Genomic DNA, 19066 nt, shown 5'->3' on the forward strand with positions numbered 1-19066 from the left:
CTGCGGTCAGCGTGGTCTTGCCGTGGTCAACGTGGCCAATCGTGCCGATGTTGACGTGCGGCTTATTACGCTCAAACTTTTCCTTTGCCATTCCTCAGGCGCCCTTTTTGCAATTTGGGGGACCCTTGGTCCCGTGGTTACATCTGCGCGCGCGAGATATTTGGTTCAGGGGGGAAAATCAAGCACATCCTGAGGGAAATGCATCCATCACGCCGGATTTTGTGTGACAGCTTCGGTTTCAAGCGGCTGGATCAAGCTGGGGCGCTTGTCAAACCAGCCATCATCCTTGTGCTCTTCGGCCAGCCATTCCTCAACCCGGTCGGCAACCTTCAAGGCCAGACCGTTCATCTGTTCTTCTCGGGTGCGCGCATTTCCTGATCCAGTAAGGGCGCTTTCACCGGTGGTATCTTCGAGCACCTGAAACTGCTTGCCTTTAGCAAGGAACTCTTTCTTTTCGACATCATAGACGTTTACCAGAACGATGGCGGTGCTTTTGGGGTTGTAAATCACAGGAATTCCCGGAGGTGCCAACATGTAGCCCTCGAGACTGATGCCAATGTCGTATTCCTGCGAACCTTCATACCGGCCAAGCCTGATGTCCACTGCATTCTGGATCGCTTTGGTCCATTCATCCGGCGTGGCATCCCGCGAAACCGGTCCCTGAACGGCCTTTTCCGCAAAGGCATAATTCACGCGTAGCTTGAATTCACCCAGCGACTCGGGGTCTTCATAAACCTGCGTTTGGGTGCATGCGCCCATCAGGGCCAACCCGGTGATCAGTGTCAGAATGCGCAGCATGTCTCTCGTCTCGATAGGCCTGTTTTCTTTGGATGTAGCGCACCGATACGGGTTGTGCCAAGCCGTATCGGCAGATTTTCACCAAGCGGACAGCATATCACGAGAACTTGTAATCCCTCGGAAAGCCATAAGGTGCTTTTTTCCCAACACCTGCACGCTTGGCCAGCCATTGGGACATATCCGCCTCGTGCCGGGTTTTGTCGCCGCCCATGGACCATTTCAGGCCCTCTTCCCAGTTGAAGGTGGTGATATCGGATAACCCACCATCCAATTCCAGTGTGCCCTGCCGTCCACGCGCCATGTTGTACTTCTGCAAGCGGACACCCTTACCACGGGTCATCTCGGGCAGCTCCTCTGTCGGGAAGACTAGGAATTTCCCGTTCTGCGAGACAACAGCAACATGATCGCCCTCAACCGGCTTACAGATCATCGCCGTCTCGTCTCCTTTGACGTTCAGCACCTGTTTGCCATTCCGGGTCTGCGCCAGAACGTCATCTTCCGGCACCATAAAGCCGTTGCCCGCATCCGAGGCCACAAGCAGCTTGCGCCCCGGTTTGTGGATCAGGATGTCGATAATCTGCGCCTCGTTCGGCAGGTCGACCATCAGACGTAGCGGTTCGCCCATGCCACGCCCGCCGGGCAGGTTAGCGGCGCTGACGGTATAGAATCGGCCATTTGACGCAAAGACCAGCAGGCGGTCCGTAGTTTCCGCGTGGAAAATGAAACGTGGGCCGTCACCATCTTTGAACTTCAACTCGCGCTTCAGATCGATATGGCCGGTCATTGCCCTGATCCAACCCATCTGAGAGCAGACGACCGTGATCGGTTCCTTGTCGATCATCGCCTCAAGCGGCACTTCCTCGACCTGACCTGCCTCGGCAAATTGTGTCCGGCGCGCGCCGCCTTCATAGTCTTTGCCGAAGGTCTTCTTGGTCTCTTTGAGTTGCTCGGCGATCTTGGCCCATTGCAGGGCGGGGTCGGCCAGCAGGTCTTCGAGATTGGCGCGTTCCAGCATCAGCTCGTCGCGTTCGCGGACCAGTTCCATTTCTTCCAGGCGGCGTAAGCTACGCAGGCGCATGTTGAGGATGGCGTCGACCTGAACTTCGGACAACTCACCCTCACCCGGTTTGGGCGAGATATAGTCGGACTCATCCGTGGCGCGGACGTGATCTATGCCCCAGTCCTCGCGCATCAGCGCGGCCTTGGGGTCGTCGTCGTAGCGGATGATATCGATCACCCGGTCGAGGTTCAGGAAGGCGACGATAAAGCCCTCCAATACCTCAAGGCGGTGGTCGATCTTGGCCATGCGGTGACGCGACCGCCTGATCAGCACCTCTTGCCGGTGGTCAAGGAACGCGCGCAGCACTTCCTTCATCGAACAGACCTTGGGCGTCACCCCGTCGATCAGCACGTTCATGTTGAGGCTGAAGCGCACCTCAAGGTCCGAGTTGCGATAGAGCATGCCCATCAGCACCTCGGGGTCCACGTTCTTGGAGCGCGGCTCGAGGATCAGGCGGATGTCGTCTGCGGATTCATCGCGCACGTCGGCGAGGATCGGGATCTTCTTGGTCTGGATCAGTTCCGCGATCTTTTCGATCAGTTTGGACTTCTGAACCTGATAGGGAATCTCGGTGACGATGATCTGCCACTGGCCACGCCCCAGATCTTCAACCTCGTATTTACAGCGCAGCCGGAAGGATCCACGCCCGGTGCGGTAGGCCTGTGCGATATTTTCGGGCGGCTCGACAATGACGCCGCCGGTCGGAAAATCCGGGCCGGGAACATAATTCAATAGCGTATCGTCACGCGCATCCGGCGTCTTGATCAGATGCAGACAAGCGTCGCACAGCTCGGAAATATTATGCGGCGGGATATTAGTCGCCATGCCCACCGCGATGCCGCTTGCGCCATTGGCCAGTAGATTCGGGAACTGTGCGGGCAACACGACCGGTTCGGTCAGTGTGCCGTCATAGTTGTCGCGGAAATCGACAGCGTCTTCGTTCAACCCTTCCAACAGGGCTTCGGCCACGATGGTCATCCGCGCCTCGGTGTATCGAGAGGCCGCCGGATTATCGCCGTCGATATTGCCAAAATTCCCCTGCCCGTCGACCAGTGGATATCGGACGTTGAAGTCCTGTGCCAGTCGCGCCATTGCATCGTAAATCGCCGCGTCGCCATGAGGGTGATAGTTACCCATCACGTCGCCAGAGATTTTCGCTGACTTACGGAAACCGCCCGTCGCACTGAGTCGCAACTCGCGCATCGCGTAGAGGATTCGCCGGTGAACCGGCTTCAATCCATCGCGCGCATCTGGCAAAGCGCGGTGCATGATGGTGGAAAGCGCGTAGGTCAGGTAGCGCTCGCCAATTGCGCGGCGCAGCGGCTCGGCTACCTCGCCCCCATTGTCAGGGGTCTCCATATTGGGGTCGTCGATCGTATCGTTCATACATGATGTGATACGACGCAAGCGCGCGCGGGTAAAGCAATCGGCGCATATTTAGCTGGGGACAAGTCGGGCTTTTTGCAACAGGGGGAGGCAAGTATCGGATTTCCCCCGCTTTTCGACTCGAAGCTGAATCTATGGTAGGCTTTCGAACATTAAGACTGCTGCCTTTTATTGATGTTACGATTGCCAGGGGGTGCGCCATGAAGCGTGTTATTGTTATCACTTTCGCCATGCTCGGCTGGAGCTTCTATGTGATGAGCGGGGGCCCGGATTTCGAACCGCGCGGCACCCGCACCGAGCAACCGGTTCGCGTTGCCTCTGTGCCAGAACATGAGCCTGCATCCGACCACGCACCTCAGGCTAAAGACGACCACGCACCTCGGGCTGAAGACCTTGTGACCAACGTTGCCGCGCGCATTGTACAGGCGCGCGCTCAGCCCGAGCCACAAGTAGAGGAGGATGCCGCAGTCGTCCTGTCACAAGTCACCAACGATCCGCTGTCTCAGTTCTCTGCATTTGACGAGAACGGCGTCAGCTTTACTCTGGCTTCGCTTGAAGACGGAGCCGCCGGACTGTTGCAGGTCGAGGCCGAGGTGCAGGATGACATCACACCTGTGAATCAAGTCATCGAGCCCGAGAAAGATATCCGCGAAATCTCGGGCACGCGGGTCAATATGCGCGATGGGCCCGGAACGATTTACCCCATCATCGCCAAAGCCAAACTTGGCCAGCGCGTTGAGGTTCTCAGCGATTCCGGCACCGGCTGGCTGCGTTTGCGGTTATACCCTGATCAGCGGGTGGGTTGGATTTCTGCCTCACTGGTTCGGAAACCAACAAACTGACGCAACTGTGTCATTGTCCTGACCTAAAGCTCGCCATAGTTATGGGCGAAGTACACAGGCGGGGGCAATATGCAGAAATCGATTCTGATCACAGGCTGCTCATCCGGGATCGGTCTGGACGCGGCGCACGGGATGCGCGCGCGCGGTTGGCGCGTTTTTGCCTCATGCCGTCAACAGCGTGACTGTGATCGGCTACGGGCACAGGGTTTCGACAGCCCGCTGATCGACTATACCGATTCCGATAGCATTACCTCAGGCCTGCAGCAGGTTTTGGACGCGACCGGTGGCACGCTGGATGCGTTGTTCAACAATGGCGCTCACGGCCTTCCCGGCGCGGTTGAAGATGTCCCAATCGAAGGGCTTCGCCTAATTTTTGAGACCAACGTATTTGGCTGGCACGAACTAACCCGACAAGTGATTCCCGTGATGCGGGCTCAGGGCCATGGGCGCATCGTGCAGAACTCATCAGTGTTGGGACTGGTCGCGTTCCCCTGGCGCGGGGCATACGTCGCCACCAAATACGCCATCGAAGGCCTGACCGATACCTTGCGCCTAGAGCTGCGAGACACCGACATCAAGGTCATCCTGATCGAACCAGGCCCGGTCACCTCGAAGATCCGTGCGAACGCGATCCCTGTCTTCGAACGCTTTATTGACTGGAAAGGCTCAGCCCTGCGACAGAGATACGAGGAAACGCTGCTGAAACGCCTCTACGAATCCTCCGGACCTGACAAGTTCGAACTGCCTGCCTCGGCTGTTACCGCCAAATTGGCGCATGCGGTTGAATCCAAGCGCCCACGTCCGCGATACTATGTGACGACGCCCACCTATATCGCCGGATATCTGCGCCGTATTCTGCCTACCCGGGCCATTGATCGCATCCTCTCGGACATATGAGGCGAAATTACCTGTTCGCTTTTGCCGCTATCAACGCTAGATGACGGCTCAACAACTGAACAAACACGGACGGTGAGCTATGGACCTGACGATGGTCATACTGCTTCTGGCCATGGCGGCGGTCGTCGTCGTGCTGGTGATGGGCATTGCCAATTTTGGAAAACCCGGCAAAGAGGCCGCGCTGAAAAGCAACAAACTGATGCGCCTGCGGATCCTGTTTCAGTTCATTGCGGTGCTGCTGATCGTACTTTACGTCTATCTGCGTGGGCAGGGAGGGTAAGGCATGGTCGTTCTCAACAAGATTTACACGCGCACCGGCGATGATGGGAAAACCGCTCTGGGCAATGGCGAGCGCGTCGCCAAATATTCCGGGCGTGTCGCGGCCTATGGCACTGTGGATGAGCTGAATTCCTTTGTCGGCGTGGCACGGACCGAAGCAGACGGAGAAGTCGAAGCCGCCTTGTCCCGTATCCAGAATGACCTGTTTGATCTGGGTGCCGATTTCTGCCGCCCCGACATGGATAAGGATGCCGAGGCCGACTACCCGCCCCTGCGTATCGTTTCCGCTCAGATCGACCGGCTTGAAGCAGAGATCGACGCGATGAACGAAGCGCTCCAGCCCTTGCGCAGTTTCATCCTGCCCGGTGGCTCACGTTTGGCCGCGCATCTGCATGTGTGCAGAACAGTTTCGCGCAGGGCCGAGCGGTTGGCGGTTGAGCTGACAAACATGGAACCGGTCAATGAGGTGGCTGTCAAATACCTCAACCGCCTGAGCGATTGGTTCTTTGTCGCCGCGCGCTGTGCCAACAACGGCGGGCACGATGATGTGCTCTGGATTCCCGGCGCAAACCGGTGATCGCGCCTGCCGTCGGGAAACTAATTTTCGTTTCTGGTCCAAAAAATGACAAAACGCGACGTCTCGAAACCATGACGTGACGATTTTGCTCTGTCGCAGAACATCACGACCCGCTATCTAAGCCAGCGAGAGCATTGGTGGAGTCGCTGCGCGGCTTGCCGTTTTTGTAAGGAGCATACGCAAAAATGAAGGTACTCGTGCCTGTCAAGCGCGTGATTGACTACAACGTGAAAGTTCGTGTGAAAGCGGATGGCAGCGGCGTTGATCTCGCCAATGTAAAAATGTCGATGAACCCGTTCGACGAAATTGCCGTGGAAGAGGCGATCCGCCTGAAAGAGGCGGGCAAGGCCGATGAGGTTGTTGCCGTTTCGATCGGTGTGAAACAGTCGCAGGAAACCCTGCGGACCGCACTGGCCATGGGCGCCGACCGCGCCATTCTGGTTGTCGCGGCGGATGACGTGCATCAGGACATCGAACCGCTTGCCGTTGCCAAGATCCTCGCCAAAGTGGTTGAAGAAGAGCAGCCGGGCATCGTTCTGGCGGGCAAACAGGCGATCGACAACGACATGAACGCCACCGGTCAGATGCTGTCGGCCCTGCTGGGCTGGAGCCAAGGCACTTTCGCGTCCGAGCTGGACATCGAAGGCGACACCGCCAAGATCACCCGCGAGGTGGATGGCGGTCTGCAGACCATCTCCGTCAAGATGCCAACCATCGTGACCGTAGACCTGCGCCTGAACGAGCCGCGTTATGCATCGCTGCCGAACATCATGAAGGCGAAGAAAAAGCCGCTGGATGAAAAAACCGCCGCCGATTATGGCGTCGACGTCACTCCTCGTCTGGAAGTCGTCAAGACCGAAGAGCCGCCGGCACGTGCTGCTGGTATCATCGTGGGCTCGGTTGATGAGCTGGTCGAGAAACTCAAAGAAGCGGGGGCTGTGTAATGGCTGTTCTTCTTCTCGCAGAGGTTAACAATGGTGAGCTGTCGGTTGACGCCACCGCAAAGACCGTAGCGGCTGTCAAATCGCTGGGCGACATCACCGTTTTGGCCGCAGGTGGTTCTGCCGCTGCTGCTGGTGAGGCCGCTGCCAAGATCGATGGCGTATCCAAGGTTCTGGTGGCCGAAGACGCCTCGCTGGGTCATCGCCTGGCGGAATCGACCGCAGCCCTGATCGTGGGTCTGGCCGATGGGTACGAGCATATCGTTGCCCCTGCCACCACCGACGCCAAGAACGTGATGCCGCGCGTTGCAGCCCTGCTGGACGTGATGGTGATCTCGGACGCGTCTGGCGTGGTCGATGCCACCACTTTCGAGCGTCCGATCTACGCGGGTAACGCGATCCAGACCGTGAAATCGAACGACGCCAAGAAAGTCGTGACCATCCGGACCGCCAGCTTCGATGCGGCGGGCGAAGGTGGTTCGGCGGCGGTCGAGACCATCTCGGTCGGCGAAAACCCCGGACTGTCGTCGTGGGTCGAGGACAAGGTTGCTGAAAGCGACCGTCCTGAACTGACTTCGGCTGGTGTTGTTGTTTCGGGTGGCCGTGGTGTTGGCTCGGAAGACGACTTCAAACTGATCGAAGGCCTGGCCGATAAGCTGGGAGCCGCCGTTGGTGCCTCACGCGCCGCAGTTGACTCGGGCTACGCCCCGAACGACTGGCAGGTGGGTCAGACCGGTAAAGTTGTTGCCCCTGACCTTTACGTTGCAGTCGGCATCTCGGGTGCGATCCAGCATCTGGCGGGCATGAAGGACTCCAAGGTCATCGTTGCGATCAACAAGGACGAAGAAGCGCCGATCTTCCAGGTCGCAGACTTCGGTCTGGTCGCAGACCTGTTCCAGGCCGTACCGGAACTCACTGAAAAACTCGGCTGATTTCAGACAAAGATTTCTCGACGAAAAATCTTAGAAGGCCCGCCACTGGCGGGCCTTTGCTGTTTATACGCCCAGGTCGTTGATCACTTGGGCAAGTGAGCCAGCGATATTGCGATGTGTGGCTGGGCCGATCATATGCTCGGCAATCGGTTGTTGCAGGGTGCCAAACAACATGTCTTCAAGCTCATCGGATACGCCGGATACCTGAACCTGCAAGGACAAAATATCCGTACAATGGGGTCTCAAAGGCTCAATCATCTCGGGGTTGATTGCAAAGCCGTCACCCGGTGTCGAATCCAAATCGCTTCTCTCCACTTGCAGATGCAAAAGCAGGACGGGCGGGCCTACTTCTGCAAGAAACTTGCCGAGCTTTTCGATCCAGACATTGCGCAGCTCTTGTTCCACAAGTTCAATACGGGCATCCGAGCGTGCCGACAGGCGGGTCAGCAAGTGCTGTACAAAATGGACATCCGTAAAATCTTCTTCGGGATACAGCGCAACCAGATCGGCATTTGGCGCAACGAAACGGTCATTGCGTCGTGGGTGCACCCGGTAGAATCGGTTCGATAGCCCCAGCATGCCGGGTAACTGCAGGACGCATATGTCAGACCGGTTTGCGATCTCCAGTAGCCCTTTGTCCTGCGTCAACGCTTCGACACCGCAGAACAGGCTGCCAAGGTTGAGGCATCGACGATCCAGACGACGTTCCAACTCATTGGGAAAGGGGGTTTCCACGAAACGGCCAAAAGTCTCTTCGCCCCCCAAACATGCCACATAGGGGTTGTTCAACGCCCTTTGAGGGCCCCTGAAACGTAGTTTCGAATTTTCATATTCGCACGTCGTTTCCGCGGAATGGACCGCATTGATCGATTGATAGCTCATCACACTCACCCAAATATTCACCCAACCGCCATTTTGCCGCCGCAAGTCTTGAGAAAGTCCTAATGCGCGCATTTGAAGCGAAATTGACTGTCCCCGTCCCCTTGCCGCCCATAGGGAACTGCCGATAATGTCGCCATATTCTGCGAACAAGGGCATCGAACAAATGGACGTAAAATCAGTCGGAGTGATCGGCGCTGGACAGATGGGCAACGGGATTGCTCATGTTATGGCGTTGGCAGAGTATGATGTTCTACTGAACGATGTCAGCCAGGACGCGCTAAACAGCGCGATGGCAACCATTGAAACCAACCTGGCGCGTCAAGCGTCGCGCGGCAAAATCTCGGATGATGCAGTGAAATCCGCGTTGGGTCGGATCACGACGACGCTGAATCTGCCGGATTTGGGGCAGACCGATCTTGTAATCGAAGCCGCGACCGAGCGGGAAACGGTGAAACAGGCAATCTTTGAAGACCTGTTGCCGCACCTACAGCCACATACGATCCTGACATCGAACACTTCGTCGATCTCAATTACCCGGCTGGCCAGCCGCACCGACCGGCCCGAACGTTTCATGGGATTCCACTTCATGAACCCGGTCCCTGTGATGCAGCTCGTCGAGTTGATCCGGGGCATCGCCACCGATGAAGCAACCTTTAACTCCTGTAAAGCCGTAGTGGACCGGCTTGGCAAAACCTCAGCCAGCGCCGAAGATTTTCCGGCCTTTATCGTGAATCGCATTCTGATGCCCATGATCAATGAGGCGGTTTACACATTGTATGAAGGTGTCGGGAATGTGCAGTCCATTGACCAATCGATGAAACTGGGCGCAAACCACCCTATGGGCCCATTGGAACTGGCGGACTTCATCGGCTTGGATACCTGTCTGGCGATCATGAACGTGTTACATGACGGACTGGCAGACACCAAGTATCGTCCCTGCCCGCTGTTGACGAAATATGTCGAAGCCGGATGGCTGGGACGCAAAACCGAACGCGGGTTTTATGATTATCGAGGCGAGGTTCCGGTACCCACACGGTAGAATCTGAGAGGGCCAGCCCTCTCTTGTGCCTATGGCTCAATTCACTCCCGAGATATTTTTGGCCAGATGAAGGGGCGGATCAGGATTTGAGCGTCTTGCCCAGCGCCATGGTGTGATCACGGAGCCATGCCATGAAACCGCGGGGGTCGCGTTCCAGCAGGTCCATGTCTTTATCCGAAATCGGGTCACCGATCACCGGCGACTGGGGCCTGTTGCAGGATCGGACGATTTCGTGCAGCAGTAGGCCCTGGCGCAGGATGGGCGATATCCGGTTGGCAATTTGATACCAGCGCGAGTTGCTGCCAGGGAAGAAGATCGGCACGACCTTGGCACCCGACCTACGGATCATCTTCGCGGTGAAGACATTCCACTCCCGCTCGATGGCTGGTCCGAACCAATCATCCGAAGACATCACAACACCTGACGGGAATAACGCGACAACGCCCCCATCTGCCAGATGTTTCATCGTCTTGCTGCGCATCTCGAGCATCTTGGCCTGCGCTTCAGGATCATGCGGGAACGGCACCGGGATCATGAATGAGGTCGCAGCTTCATCCAACCCGGTCAGGACTGAGCGGGTCAGGATGCGATAGTCACTGCGGACCCGGCCGATGAGTTCAGCGAAGATCATGCCATCAACCATGCCGTGCGGATGGTTCGCGACGACCACTACGGGGCCTTCTTTTGGGATGCGGGCGATCTGTTCGGCTGGGGTTGTCAGCTCGATACCCATGGTCTTGAGCGCACCGCCCCAGAACTTCTGACCTCGATAGCGTTCGTTCTGCTTCTCGAACTTGTTGACCATGCGCAAGATGGTCAGCTTGCCTGTGCACCATTCGATGGCGCGAATGGCCGTAGACGTCCAGGCATCGTCAAACGAGTTGGCGTAGGTCAGGGTTCTGCGGTCGTAGATTTCACCCTGATCGGTGTCGTGATCCACTACAGGACCTGTCTTGGTATCGTGCGTGGTTTCCGCCAATTGCCTTGTCTTTCCGTCCTTGGTGTCGTGGCTGTCAGAACCCTTCGCCGAACTTATCGTTCACCAATGTTTCCAAAGCCTCTGCCAACGCCTCAGCATCCGGGCCGGACGTCTCGACGTCAATAGTGCTTCCGCGCGACGCTGCCAACATCAAAAGGCCCATGATACTGTCGCCCGAGGCAGAAAGCCCGTCTCGTGACACCTCGGCGCGCGCATCAAAGCCTTCGACCACCTCGACCAGCTTGGCAGAAGCGCGGGCGTGAAGGCCCTTTTCATTGATAATTTTCAAACTCTTGGTCGTCATATGAATCTATCCGGTGTCAATCCAATGTCACATTTTGCGCATTGATGTACTTTCGTCCAGCTTCCAAAGCCAAACGCACGGCCTCGGCCAGTGGCAAGTGGCGACTTTTGGCCAGTTTGATCAGCATGGGAAGGTTGGCCCCGTAAAGGATTCGCCGGTCTTGTGGCGCACATGCGCGCAGGCTCAGATTCGAGGGGCTGCCGCCAAACAGATCGGTCACCACAACGACGCCATCGCCCATATCGACCTCGTCCGCCGCGCGGCAGATTTCAACTTGTTTCGCTTCGCGATCATGGTCGGCTTCTATCGGGATGGCCACCAGTCCGGGTTGCTTTCCAACCACATGCTGCGTGGCCGCAAGATACTCCTGAGCCAACCCACCATGTGCAACAATAACGATCCCGATCACTCCGGCCTCACATTCATCGCGCGTCGTTCCATTTCGCGATGCCTAATTGCCACCTGCTGCCCCCCTTCTGCAAGGGCCTTTGCAACTGCTTCAGCCACCGCGACCGAGCGGTGCTGCCCTCCGGTGCACCCAAATGCAACTGAAAGGTGCGCTTTGCCTTCCTCACGGAAGGCCGGAAGCAGTTCGATCAGCAGGTCGACCACCCGGTCAAAGAAGACGCCATAGTTTGCATCTGATTGAACATAGGCCGCCACATCCGAGTTTCGACCATCCGCATCCCGCAGTTCAGGCCGCCAGTATGGATTGGCCAGAAACCGGCAATCGAACACCATGTCCAAACCGCGCGGCAAGCCCCGCTTGTACGAGAAGGATTCGATCGACACCGCCAGATGCCGCCCGCCCTTTGGGGCGAACCAGCGTTCGACCTCTTCCCGCAGCTGATGCACATTCAACGCGCTGGTGTCGATCAGCGTGTCGGCAAACTCGCGAATTGGGGCTAACAGTTCCTTTTCCTGACAAATGCCGGTTTCCGGGCTGGCATCAGTCGCAACCGGGTGACGGCGGCGGGTCTCCGAGAAGCGACGCAGCAGCACCTCGTCCCGGCAATCCAGATAGAGGATCGTCAGGTCGACATTCTCCATCCGGCCCAGTTTGGCGGCAAGTTCGATAAACCCGGTGGTTGAAAAATCGCGGTTGCGCGCGTCTATACCCAAAGCCATAGGGCGCGCAGGCTCCGAATTGTCGACGAGGCGAGCCAGCAACCCCATCGGCAGGTTGTCAATCGCCTCGAACCCCAGATCTTCAAGCACATGAATTGCGGTCGATCGCCCTGCACCGGAAGGACCTGTTATCAGAACGACGCGCTGTTGTGCTGTCATGTATTCGGCCATTCCGGGGCTACGCGCCCCATTTTCACAAGTTGAATAAGTCCTGCAGCCAAATTGGGCACGCCAGCCCCGCGAAGCAAGGGAACAGTTTGCTTCAACACAAGAATTTCAGCGGGTTCAGGTAATCGCGCGGGCTCGGGTTGGTCCATATCCACAACAAATGCCAATCGGACCGGCCTCGCGGCTTCAGCTCGCAGTAACCCGATGCCGCGCGCTTCAATCAGGCCGCGGATCTGCGGAAGTCCAGCTGCCATCACGTGATCGGCCTTTCCGGTCAATTCGACCCGGTCATCCGCGACAAGCTGCGCCCCAAGCGCCATCATCTGTAGCGCCAAAGAAGATTTGCCCGTACCCGAGGCGCCAATGATCAATAAGCCTTTTTCCTGAACCACAACACAGGTCCCATGAATGCAGGCCGACCCTTGACCCGCTATCTCAGAAAGTGGGGTGGTGCTCATAACCTAGACGGGAAGCCCGACAACAAACCGCGCACCTAGCGGGTCCGAGGTGATATCGGCTTCGGTCGGACGGATGTTTTCTGCCCAGATCACACCACCATGCGCCTCGACGATTTGTTTCGAAATCGCCAATCCAAGGCCCGAATTGTTGCCGAAATGCTCTTCGGGGCGTTCGGAGTAGAAACGCTTGAATATCTTGGTCAGCGCCTGATCAGGAATGCCGGGACCGGTGTCTTCAACCACCACGAGCACGCGGTTGTCACGACGGCGGACCCAGACCCGGATGGCGTCTTTGTCCTCGCAGAACGAAATCGCATTGGTGATCAGGTTGACAAAGACCTGCGCCAGACGCGCCTCGAGCCCGTTGACCACGATGGGGTCCGAGGGAAGGTCAGTGATATATTCGATGCCTTTCGAACGGGCATCTTCACCCAGAAACTGACTGATATTGCCAAGCAGATTGAGCAGGTCAAAGGGCTGCTCTTCTTCTTTCACCAGTTCCGCGTCCAGCCGCGATGCGTTCGAGATATCGCTGACCAGTCGATCCAATCGCCGCACATCATGCTCAATCACGCCCAATAGCTTTTCGCGCTGATCATCGCGTTTGACCATGCGCATGGTGCCCACGGCGGATTGCAGGCTGGCCAACGGGTTCTTGATCTCATGCGCGACATCGGCCGCAAATTGTTCGTTCGCGTCAATGCGGTTATAAAGCGCCGTGACCATCCCGCGCAAAGCCTGGCTCAGACGGCCGATTTCATCCGGGCGCGCACTGAGATCCGGGATGCGGATACGTCCGGGGTTCACTCCGGCTCCGCGGTCCTTGCCCATCTCGGCAGCGGCGGCCAGATCAGCAAGAGGATTGGCAATCGTTGAGGCCAAAACGAGGCTCAGACCGATCGAGACCAGCAGTGCCACCACAAACATCTGCAGGATCCGCTCTTGCTCCTTGCGGGCCAGCGCATCGATCTCGCCCGCCGGGCCCGCCATAGCAACGGCACCCACAGGCGTATCGTCCAATAGGATCGGGGCCACGGCGACAATCACCGTCTTGCCTTTATCGTCGTGCACGGCCTGTACTTGCAATCCGCCGTTCAGCGCTTGCGGGATCATTTCCTGCACCCGTTGCGCCAGCGTCGGAGCCTCGCTTTCGGAAGAACCGCTAAAGATCGCAGAAACACCATTCCAAACCGCGTTCAATGCGTCGCTGATCAAAGTGCTTCCAGCGGCGCTGTCGGCGTCCAGATGCAAAAGGCTGGGCAATTTGTCAGCCATGGGCGCTCCGCGTGTCCAACCAATCAGAGTGCCAGTGCCGTCATATACAAAGACCTCACCGCCTTCGGGCAAGCTGAGGCCTGCCAGCGTGTCGCGGACATCTAATGTCCTTGCACCATTGGCAGAGGGTTGACGCAGCTGGGTTTCAAAAACGTTGCTTACAAGTTGCGCATCACCGACCAGGTTCTGCGCGGTCTGTTGAACCCGTTCTTTTCGCGTGTCGTCCAGATACAGCAGCCCTGCCACCAAAATGACAAGGGCAATGAGGTTGAAGGTGATGATCCTGCGCGCCAGGGGCGAATAGCGCAGCGAAAACAGGTTTCGTCGCGAACGCTTGGCCTGTAGCTCGGCAGCATCAGGGTCTTGGGGGATGACCCAGTCATCCCCAAGAACGACGCCTGCGTCGTGCTCTTGGTTGGCTTGTTCAGTATCGCGCACGAGACCCCTTCGGCTTAATAAAACGGCCGCGCCTATTCTTCGTTATAACGATACCCGATACCGTACAGCGTTTCTATCGCCGAAAACTCGGGATCGGCGGCGCGCATCTTCTTACGCAGACGCTTGATATGGCTGTCAATGGTGCGGTCATCCACGTAGACCTGATCATCATAAGCCACATCCATCAGCTGATCGCGGCTTTTGACAAAGCCCGGACGTTGCGCCAAGGCCTGCAGCAGCAGAAACTCGGTAACTGTCAGCGAGACATCATTGCCCTTCCAGCTGACTGCGTGGCGCAGCGGGTCCATCCGCAGCTCGCCCCGCTCCATCACTTTTGTATCGCCCGAGGCCGCGTTGGTCACATCACCATCGACCGCTTCCTGACGGCGCAACAAGGCGCGAATCCGTTCGACCAGCAGCCGCTGAGAGAATGGTTTTTTGACGTAGTCATCTGCACCCATGCGCAGACCCAGAACCTCGTCAATCTCGTCATCTTTGGAGGTCAGAAAGATCACGGGCATCTGGGTTTTCTGCCGCAGCCTTTGCAGCAGATCCATGCCGTCCATCCGCGGCATCTTGATATCCAGTACGGCCATGTCTGGCAGCTTTTTGTTGAAAGCGTCCAGCGCAGCCTGACCATCGTTGTATGTTTCGACCTCAAACCCTTCGGCTTCGAGTGTCATGGACACGGACGTCAGGATATTTCTGTCGTCGTCCACCAGTGCAATCTTTGACATCGGGTTCACCCCTATTCCTGCTCACTCGCGCAATAATACGCTTTTTTGTAAGGCATTGTTGGCGGTTTTGAGCCACCGAATCAACTCGTAACCTCGAATCGTGCCATTCTTGCGGCAGGTATGCGGCAAATTTGCCTTGCTGCGCCCAAATAGCTGCCTTGATTTACGGCAGACAAATCGTGATGGCGCTAAACCTCAACTTGGTTGCGCTAACTACCCCCAACCCTCCTGTTCATGTCCCAAAATACCGTGATAAGAGGCGCTTGACCGCCGGCTCTTTCCGGTATCCGCCCCAATGGTGCACCCGGCCCAAGGCCCTCGCGCCGCCACAGGAGAAGACACACATGACATCTGGACGGGTTAACCCGCAATTCCGCCTCGAAGATCAGGGCATCGAGGGTCTGGGCAATGTCTATTACAACTTCATGGAACCGGCGCTGATCGAAGAAGCGCTGAAGCGCGGCGAAGGCACCCTTGGCAATGGCGGCGCCTTTCTGGTCACCACCGGCAAATTCACTGGCCGCTCGCCCAAGGACAAGCATGTCGTCAAGACAGACAGTGTTGCCGACAGCATCTGGTGGGAAAACAACGCCGCCATGAGCCCTGAAGGTTTTGACGCGCTCTATGAAGATATGCTGACCCATATGAAAGGCCGCGACTACTTCGTGCAGGACCTCGTGGGCGGGGCTGATCCCAGCTACTCGATCAATGTGCGCATGATAACCGAGCTGGCGTGGCACAACCTGTTCATCCGCCACCTGCTGCGCCGCCCGGATCGTGAGGATCTGGATGATTTCACGGCTGACTTCACCATCATCAACTGTCCCAGCTTCCATGCGGACCCCAAAAAGCATGGCTGCCGCAGCGAAACGGTGATTGCACTGAACTTTGATCGCAAGCTGATCCTGATCGGCGGCACCGAATACGCCGGCGAGAACAAGAAGTCCGTCTTCACCCTGCTGAACTATATGCTGCCCGAAAAAGGCGTGATGCCGATGCACTGCTCGGCTAACCACGCGGTTGGCAACCCGGTCGACACCGCCGTGTTCTTCGGCCTGTCCGGCACCGGCAAGACCACCCTGTCTGCCGACCCGTCGCGCACCTTGATCGGTGATGACGAACACGGTTGGTCAGATCGAGGCACCTTCAACTTTGAAGGTGGTTGCTATGCCAAGACCATCAACCTGAACGCCGAGGCCGAACCAGAAATCTACGCCACCACCTCGAAATTTGGCACCGTGATCGAGAACATGGTTTTTGATCCCGAGACCAAAGAGCTGGATTTCAACGACGACTCTCTGACTGCGAATATGCGCTGCGCCTACCCGTTGGAATACATCTCCAACGCGTCGAAAACTGCATTGGGTGGGCACCCTAAGAACATCATCATGTTGACCTGCGATGCGTTCGGCGTTTTGCCTCCGATCGCGCGGTTGACGCCTGCGCAGGCGATGTATCACTTCCTTTCCGGCTTTACCTCGAAGGTCGCCGGGACCGAACGTGGCGTGACCGAACCGCAGCCCACCTTCTCGACCTGCTTTGGCGCGCCCTTTATGCCACGCCGCCCAGAGGCTTATGGCAACCTTCTACGCGATAAGATTGCTCAGCATGGCGCGACCTGCTGGTTGGTCAACACTGGCTGGACTGGAGGTGCCTACGGCGTGGGCAGCCGCATGCCAATCAAGGCCACCCGCGCGCTGCTGACGGCTGCGCTGGAAGGATCACTGACCGATGCGGAATTCCGCAAGGACGCCAATTTCGGCTTCGATGTGCCGGTCTCTGTCCCTGGTGTGCCCGAGGTCTTGCTGGATCCGCGCCGAACCTGGGACGATCAGGAAGCGTTCGACAAACAGGCGGAAAAGCTGGTGCACATGTTCGCGGAAAACTTCGAGCAGTACCTGCCCTTCATCGACGAAGACATCAAAGCTGTCGCGATCGGTTGATCGAATTCAGGGGCCATCATGGCCCCTGACCCACCAAAGCTTACGCTTCGGCACCTTGTGTGCACACAGACAAGTTCATTGCGATAACGTGCAACATGCGCTATCGCAATTTACCCAAGACGCTTCGAAGCCCGGCGTCCTTTGGCAGCGGCTTCTGTTAAAATTGAACATCGGGCGATCCGGGCTAGCTTACTCACATCATGTCTCGGGCCGTTCAACAAGGTAATGATTATTTCTACACGGGGATGGGTGTCGGCGTGATGTGTTCAAAAGGTCAGCCTTTCGAACTGCCTCGGTCCGTCACGGAAACTATAGGCAAGTAATGACTGAAATCTCAAAACTCACCGAACTGCGCAAACTGATGCAAAGCATGGAGCGCACTCTTGGGCTGGAAGAACTCTCACCGGTTGAGCGCGACATCTACTATGCCGCCGAAGAACTGTCGAAAGATGATCGCGAAGTACGCACCTTTGGTCTGATCGAACACACGCTGGTCAAAAGCGTATCTCGCCCGACATTTTTCCGCGCGCTGAAATCTCTGGTTCAAAAGGGTTATCTGTCGCAAAGCGGTAGCGCCAATCGCGGACGGTATCTGGTTCATGCGCCCAGGTGATCGCCACCCCAGATCTGTAATCGGCTGACCTCGTGCGCAGATGGGCCTCTGAAACATTCTATGCCTCTTTGGCCTATGTCGCTGCATCGTTCCTAACATTCCAGGTGCTGATGCCGCTTCAGAACGTGTTTTTTCCCGCATACCCCAGCTATGCCAGCTTATTGTTCCTGCCGCACGGCGTGCGGGTTCTGTCGGCTTGGTTATTGGGATGGAGGGCGATATTCGCACTGTTGCCCGGCGTTGCCATCGTCTTTGCCCTTGTGGGCGGTTGGGATGTTCTTCTGCCCAGCAGATTGCTGGCGATCACTATCGCGGTCACCACAGTTCCAGCGGTTTTTTATGTCTGCAAGGCGTTGGGCTGGGATTTGTTTCCGCGCGTCGATCGGAAGCCATGCTGGCTGTGCGTGATGGGCGTTGGAATCATCACATCGGTATTGGTGTCCGTTCTCACCAACATGGCCTTCGGCAGCGCAACGGCCGAGTATATCGCCTATCTGATCGGTGATATCTCAGGTCTTTTTTTCCTAATGTTGGGCCTCTATTTCGCCTTTCGATTTGCTGAAAGACGCAATTAACCCAAAAGACCCCTGCGCAGCAGGTTCAGCCCTGCAATCAGCAGTACAAGCAGAGTGAGTTTGCGGAACTGTGCCTGATCGATACGATCCTGCAGAAACTGACCCCCGCGCATTCCCACCAAGGCAGGGATAATCAGCAGCGCTGAGAACACCGCTGTGTCAGTCCTTAGAATACCCGAACCCAGATGCGCCACAATAAGCGCCACGGCGCCCAGACCGTATATCACGCCCTGTACCCGCATCTGATCCTTCTTCGGTGTATTCAAGGCTGTCAGATAGGCCACGGTTGGTGGTCCCCACACGCCCGAGATGCCGCCGACAGCACCGGCCACCGCACCCACCATAGCCTCAACCCGCATTGAGGGCGCTTGCAGCGTCAGTTTCAGCCCCAGTAGTTGCATCAGAGCGAAGAACGAAACTGGTGCGCCTAAGATCAGCAGAAATGCCTTGGGCGACAAGATGTTGATCAGCTGCGCGCTGGCCAATAGACAGACCAGTCCAACGCTCAGAAATACCTTGAACTTTCGAACTGACGCCGCCGCCGCAGGTAAACCTTCCCGCAAGGCCTGCACCCCATTGGTCACCAGCGTGGGCAAGATTAGACCTGCCAGCGCCAGCTCAGGCGGCAGCATCATGCTAAGACCAGAAACAAGCACCATTGGCATGGCAAAACCAACCATGCCTTTGACCCAGCCCGCGACGAAGGCAACGACCAAAGCCAGACAGAAATCCTGCGGCGACATAAGTGAAAACAGTCCCATCGACCCTTCATACCAGTCCAAAAAATTTCTGCACTGCAAAAGTCACTAAGCAAT

The 19066-nt window shown here is 57.0% G+C and carries 22 protein-coding genes; 10 read left to right on the top strand and 12 right to left on the bottom strand.

Features of this window, described 5'->3' with window-relative positions:
* The 3 genes from ACR0MJ_RS13785 to parC all read right to left on the bottom strand — a co-directional run.
* Window positions 1-91: GTP-binding protein (locus ACR0MJ_RS13785; RefSeq protein WP_036223564.1), on the bottom strand; the 91-nt coding region annotated here is incomplete at its 3' end.
* Window positions 92-207: 116 nt separating this feature from the next.
* Window positions 208-798, bottom strand: coding sequence for a hypothetical protein (locus tag ACR0MJ_RS13790; RefSeq protein ID WP_170392584.1), 591 nt, complete (start codon window positions 796-798; stop codon window positions 208-210).
* Window positions 799-895: 97 nt separating this feature from the next.
* Window positions 896-3244: a DNA topoisomerase IV subunit A gene (parC, locus tag ACR0MJ_RS13795; protein WP_170609722.1), complete on the bottom strand. Its 2349-nt coding sequence runs from the start codon at window positions 3242-3244 to the stop codon at window positions 896-898.
* Between the two features lie 200 nt (window positions 3245-3444).
* Between parC and ACR0MJ_RS13800 the strand changes: the two genes are divergently transcribed.
* The 6 genes from ACR0MJ_RS13800 to ACR0MJ_RS13825 all read left to right on the top strand — a co-directional run bounded on the left by ACR0MJ_RS13800 (window position 3445) and on the right by ACR0MJ_RS13825 (window position 7712).
* Window positions 3445-4086, top strand: coding sequence for an SH3 domain-containing protein (locus tag ACR0MJ_RS13800; protein WP_480761355.1), 642 nt, complete (start codon window positions 3445-3447; stop codon window positions 4084-4086).
* 69 nt (window positions 4087-4155) lie between these two features.
* Window positions 4156-4983, top strand: coding sequence for an SDR family NAD(P)-dependent oxidoreductase (locus ACR0MJ_RS13805; protein ID WP_480761357.1), 828 nt, complete (start codon window positions 4156-4158; stop codon window positions 4981-4983).
* 79 nt (window positions 4984-5062) lie between these two features.
* A complete protein-coding gene (locus ACR0MJ_RS13810; RefSeq protein ID WP_170392587.1) occupies window positions 5063-5263 on the top strand; it encodes a twin transmembrane helix small protein in 201 nt (66 codons plus the stop codon).
* Window positions 5264-5266: 3 nt separating this feature from the next.
* Window positions 5267-5839 (top strand): cob(I)yrinic acid a,c-diamide adenosyltransferase, encoded by a 573-nt coding sequence (locus ACR0MJ_RS13815; RefSeq protein ID WP_170425243.1) that lies wholly within the window; start codon window positions 5267-5269, stop codon window positions 5837-5839.
* A gap of 185 nt (window positions 5840-6024) precedes the next feature.
* Window positions 6025-6783 (top strand): electron transfer flavoprotein subunit beta/FixA family protein, encoded by a 759-nt coding sequence (locus tag ACR0MJ_RS13820; protein WP_170392589.1) that lies wholly within the window; start codon window positions 6025-6027, stop codon window positions 6781-6783.
* Complete coding sequence (locus tag ACR0MJ_RS13825) at window positions 6783-7712, top strand: electron transfer flavoprotein subunit alpha/FixB family protein (protein ID WP_170402252.1); 930 nt, start codon at window positions 6783-6785, stop codon at window positions 7710-7712. Before ACR0MJ_RS13820 ends, ACR0MJ_RS13825 begins: the two co-directional genes overlap by 1 nt.
* 63 nt (window positions 7713-7775) lie before the next feature.
* Here ACR0MJ_RS13825 and ACR0MJ_RS13830 read toward each other — a convergent pair whose 3' ends face one another.
* Window positions 7776-8594, bottom strand: coding sequence for a DUF6473 family protein (locus ACR0MJ_RS13830; RefSeq protein WP_480761359.1), 819 nt, complete (start codon window positions 8592-8594; stop codon window positions 7776-7778).
* Window positions 8595-8757: 163 nt separating this feature from the next.
* Between ACR0MJ_RS13830 and ACR0MJ_RS13835 the strand changes: the two genes are divergently transcribed.
* Window positions 8758-9633 (top strand): 3-hydroxybutyryl-CoA dehydrogenase, encoded by an 876-nt coding sequence (locus ACR0MJ_RS13835; protein WP_170392931.1) that lies wholly within the window; start codon window positions 8758-8760, stop codon window positions 9631-9633.
* A gap of 79 nt (window positions 9634-9712) precedes the next feature.
* Here ACR0MJ_RS13835 and ACR0MJ_RS13840 read toward each other — a convergent pair whose 3' ends face one another.
* From ACR0MJ_RS13840 to ACR0MJ_RS13870, 7 genes are read right to left on the bottom strand one after another with little or no spacing between them, the layout of a single operon-like run.
* Window positions 9713-10612 carry a lysophospholipid acyltransferase family protein gene (locus ACR0MJ_RS13840; protein ID WP_170392592.1) on the bottom strand — a complete coding sequence of 300 codons (900 nt, stop codon included), beginning with the start codon at window positions 10610-10612 and terminating at the stop codon, window positions 9713-9715.
* A 34-nt stretch (window positions 10613-10646) separates the two neighbouring features.
* Window positions 10647-10916 (bottom strand): HPr family phosphocarrier protein, encoded by a 270-nt coding sequence (locus tag ACR0MJ_RS13845; protein ID WP_170392593.1) that lies wholly within the window; start codon window positions 10914-10916, stop codon window positions 10647-10649.
* Window positions 10917-10932: 16 nt separating this feature from the next.
* Window positions 10933-11325, bottom strand: coding sequence for a PTS sugar transporter subunit IIA (locus ACR0MJ_RS13850; RefSeq protein WP_170392594.1), 393 nt, complete (start codon window positions 11323-11325; stop codon window positions 10933-10935).
* Window positions 11322-12203 carry an RNase adapter RapZ gene (gene rapZ / locus ACR0MJ_RS13855; RefSeq protein ID WP_480454360.1) on the bottom strand — a complete coding sequence of 294 codons (882 nt, stop codon included), beginning with the start codon at window positions 12201-12203 and terminating at the stop codon, window positions 11322-11324. Before rapZ ends, ACR0MJ_RS13850 begins: the two co-directional genes overlap by 4 nt.
* Entirely contained in the window at window positions 12200-12670 is a 471-nt protein-coding gene (locus ACR0MJ_RS13860) for a phosphoenolpyruvate carboxykinase (ATP) (protein ID WP_170402264.1), read from the bottom strand. The genes rapZ and ACR0MJ_RS13860 overlap by 4 nt, the downstream gene beginning before the upstream one ends.
* 3 nt (window positions 12671-12673) lie before the next feature.
* The gene (locus ACR0MJ_RS13865) at window positions 12674-14383 is read right to left on the bottom strand and encodes a sensor histidine kinase (protein WP_170402267.1); all 1710 of its coding nucleotides are present in this window, start codon (window positions 14381-14383) and stop codon (window positions 12674-12676) included.
* Between the two features lie 32 nt (window positions 14384-14415).
* Entirely contained in the window at window positions 14416-15120 is a 705-nt protein-coding gene (locus ACR0MJ_RS13870) for a response regulator transcription factor (protein ID WP_170392598.1), read from the bottom strand.
* Between the two features lie 344 nt (window positions 15121-15464).
* On the opposite strand from ACR0MJ_RS13870, the gene ACR0MJ_RS13875 reads away from it, so the two are divergent.
* From ACR0MJ_RS13875 to ACR0MJ_RS13885, 3 genes are all read left to right on the top strand, one after another.
* Complete coding sequence (locus ACR0MJ_RS13875; protein WP_480761362.1) at window positions 15465-17063, top strand: phosphoenolpyruvate carboxykinase; 1599 nt, start codon at window positions 15465-15467, stop codon at window positions 17061-17063.
* 322 nt (window positions 17064-17385) lie between these two features.
* Window positions 17386-17676, top strand: coding sequence for a hypothetical protein (locus ACR0MJ_RS13880; protein ID WP_170392600.1), 291 nt, complete (start codon window positions 17386-17388; stop codon window positions 17674-17676).
* A 32-nt stretch (window positions 17677-17708) separates the two neighbouring features.
* Window positions 17709-18251: a hypothetical protein gene (locus ACR0MJ_RS13885; protein ID WP_255611805.1), complete on the top strand. Its 543-nt coding sequence runs from the start codon at window positions 17709-17711 to the stop codon at window positions 18249-18251.
* On the opposite strand, the gene ACR0MJ_RS13890 is transcribed toward ACR0MJ_RS13885, so the two are convergent.
* Window positions 18248-19012, bottom strand: coding sequence for a sulfite exporter TauE/SafE family protein (locus ACR0MJ_RS13890; RefSeq protein WP_170392601.1), 765 nt, complete (start codon window positions 19010-19012; stop codon window positions 18248-18250). The two genes, ACR0MJ_RS13885 and ACR0MJ_RS13890, sit on opposite strands and share 4 nt — an antisense overlap.
* Between the last annotated feature and the right edge of the window lie 54 nt (window positions 19013-19066).

The sequence above is a fragment of the Ruegeria sp. C6 genome (assembly GCF_056537625.1).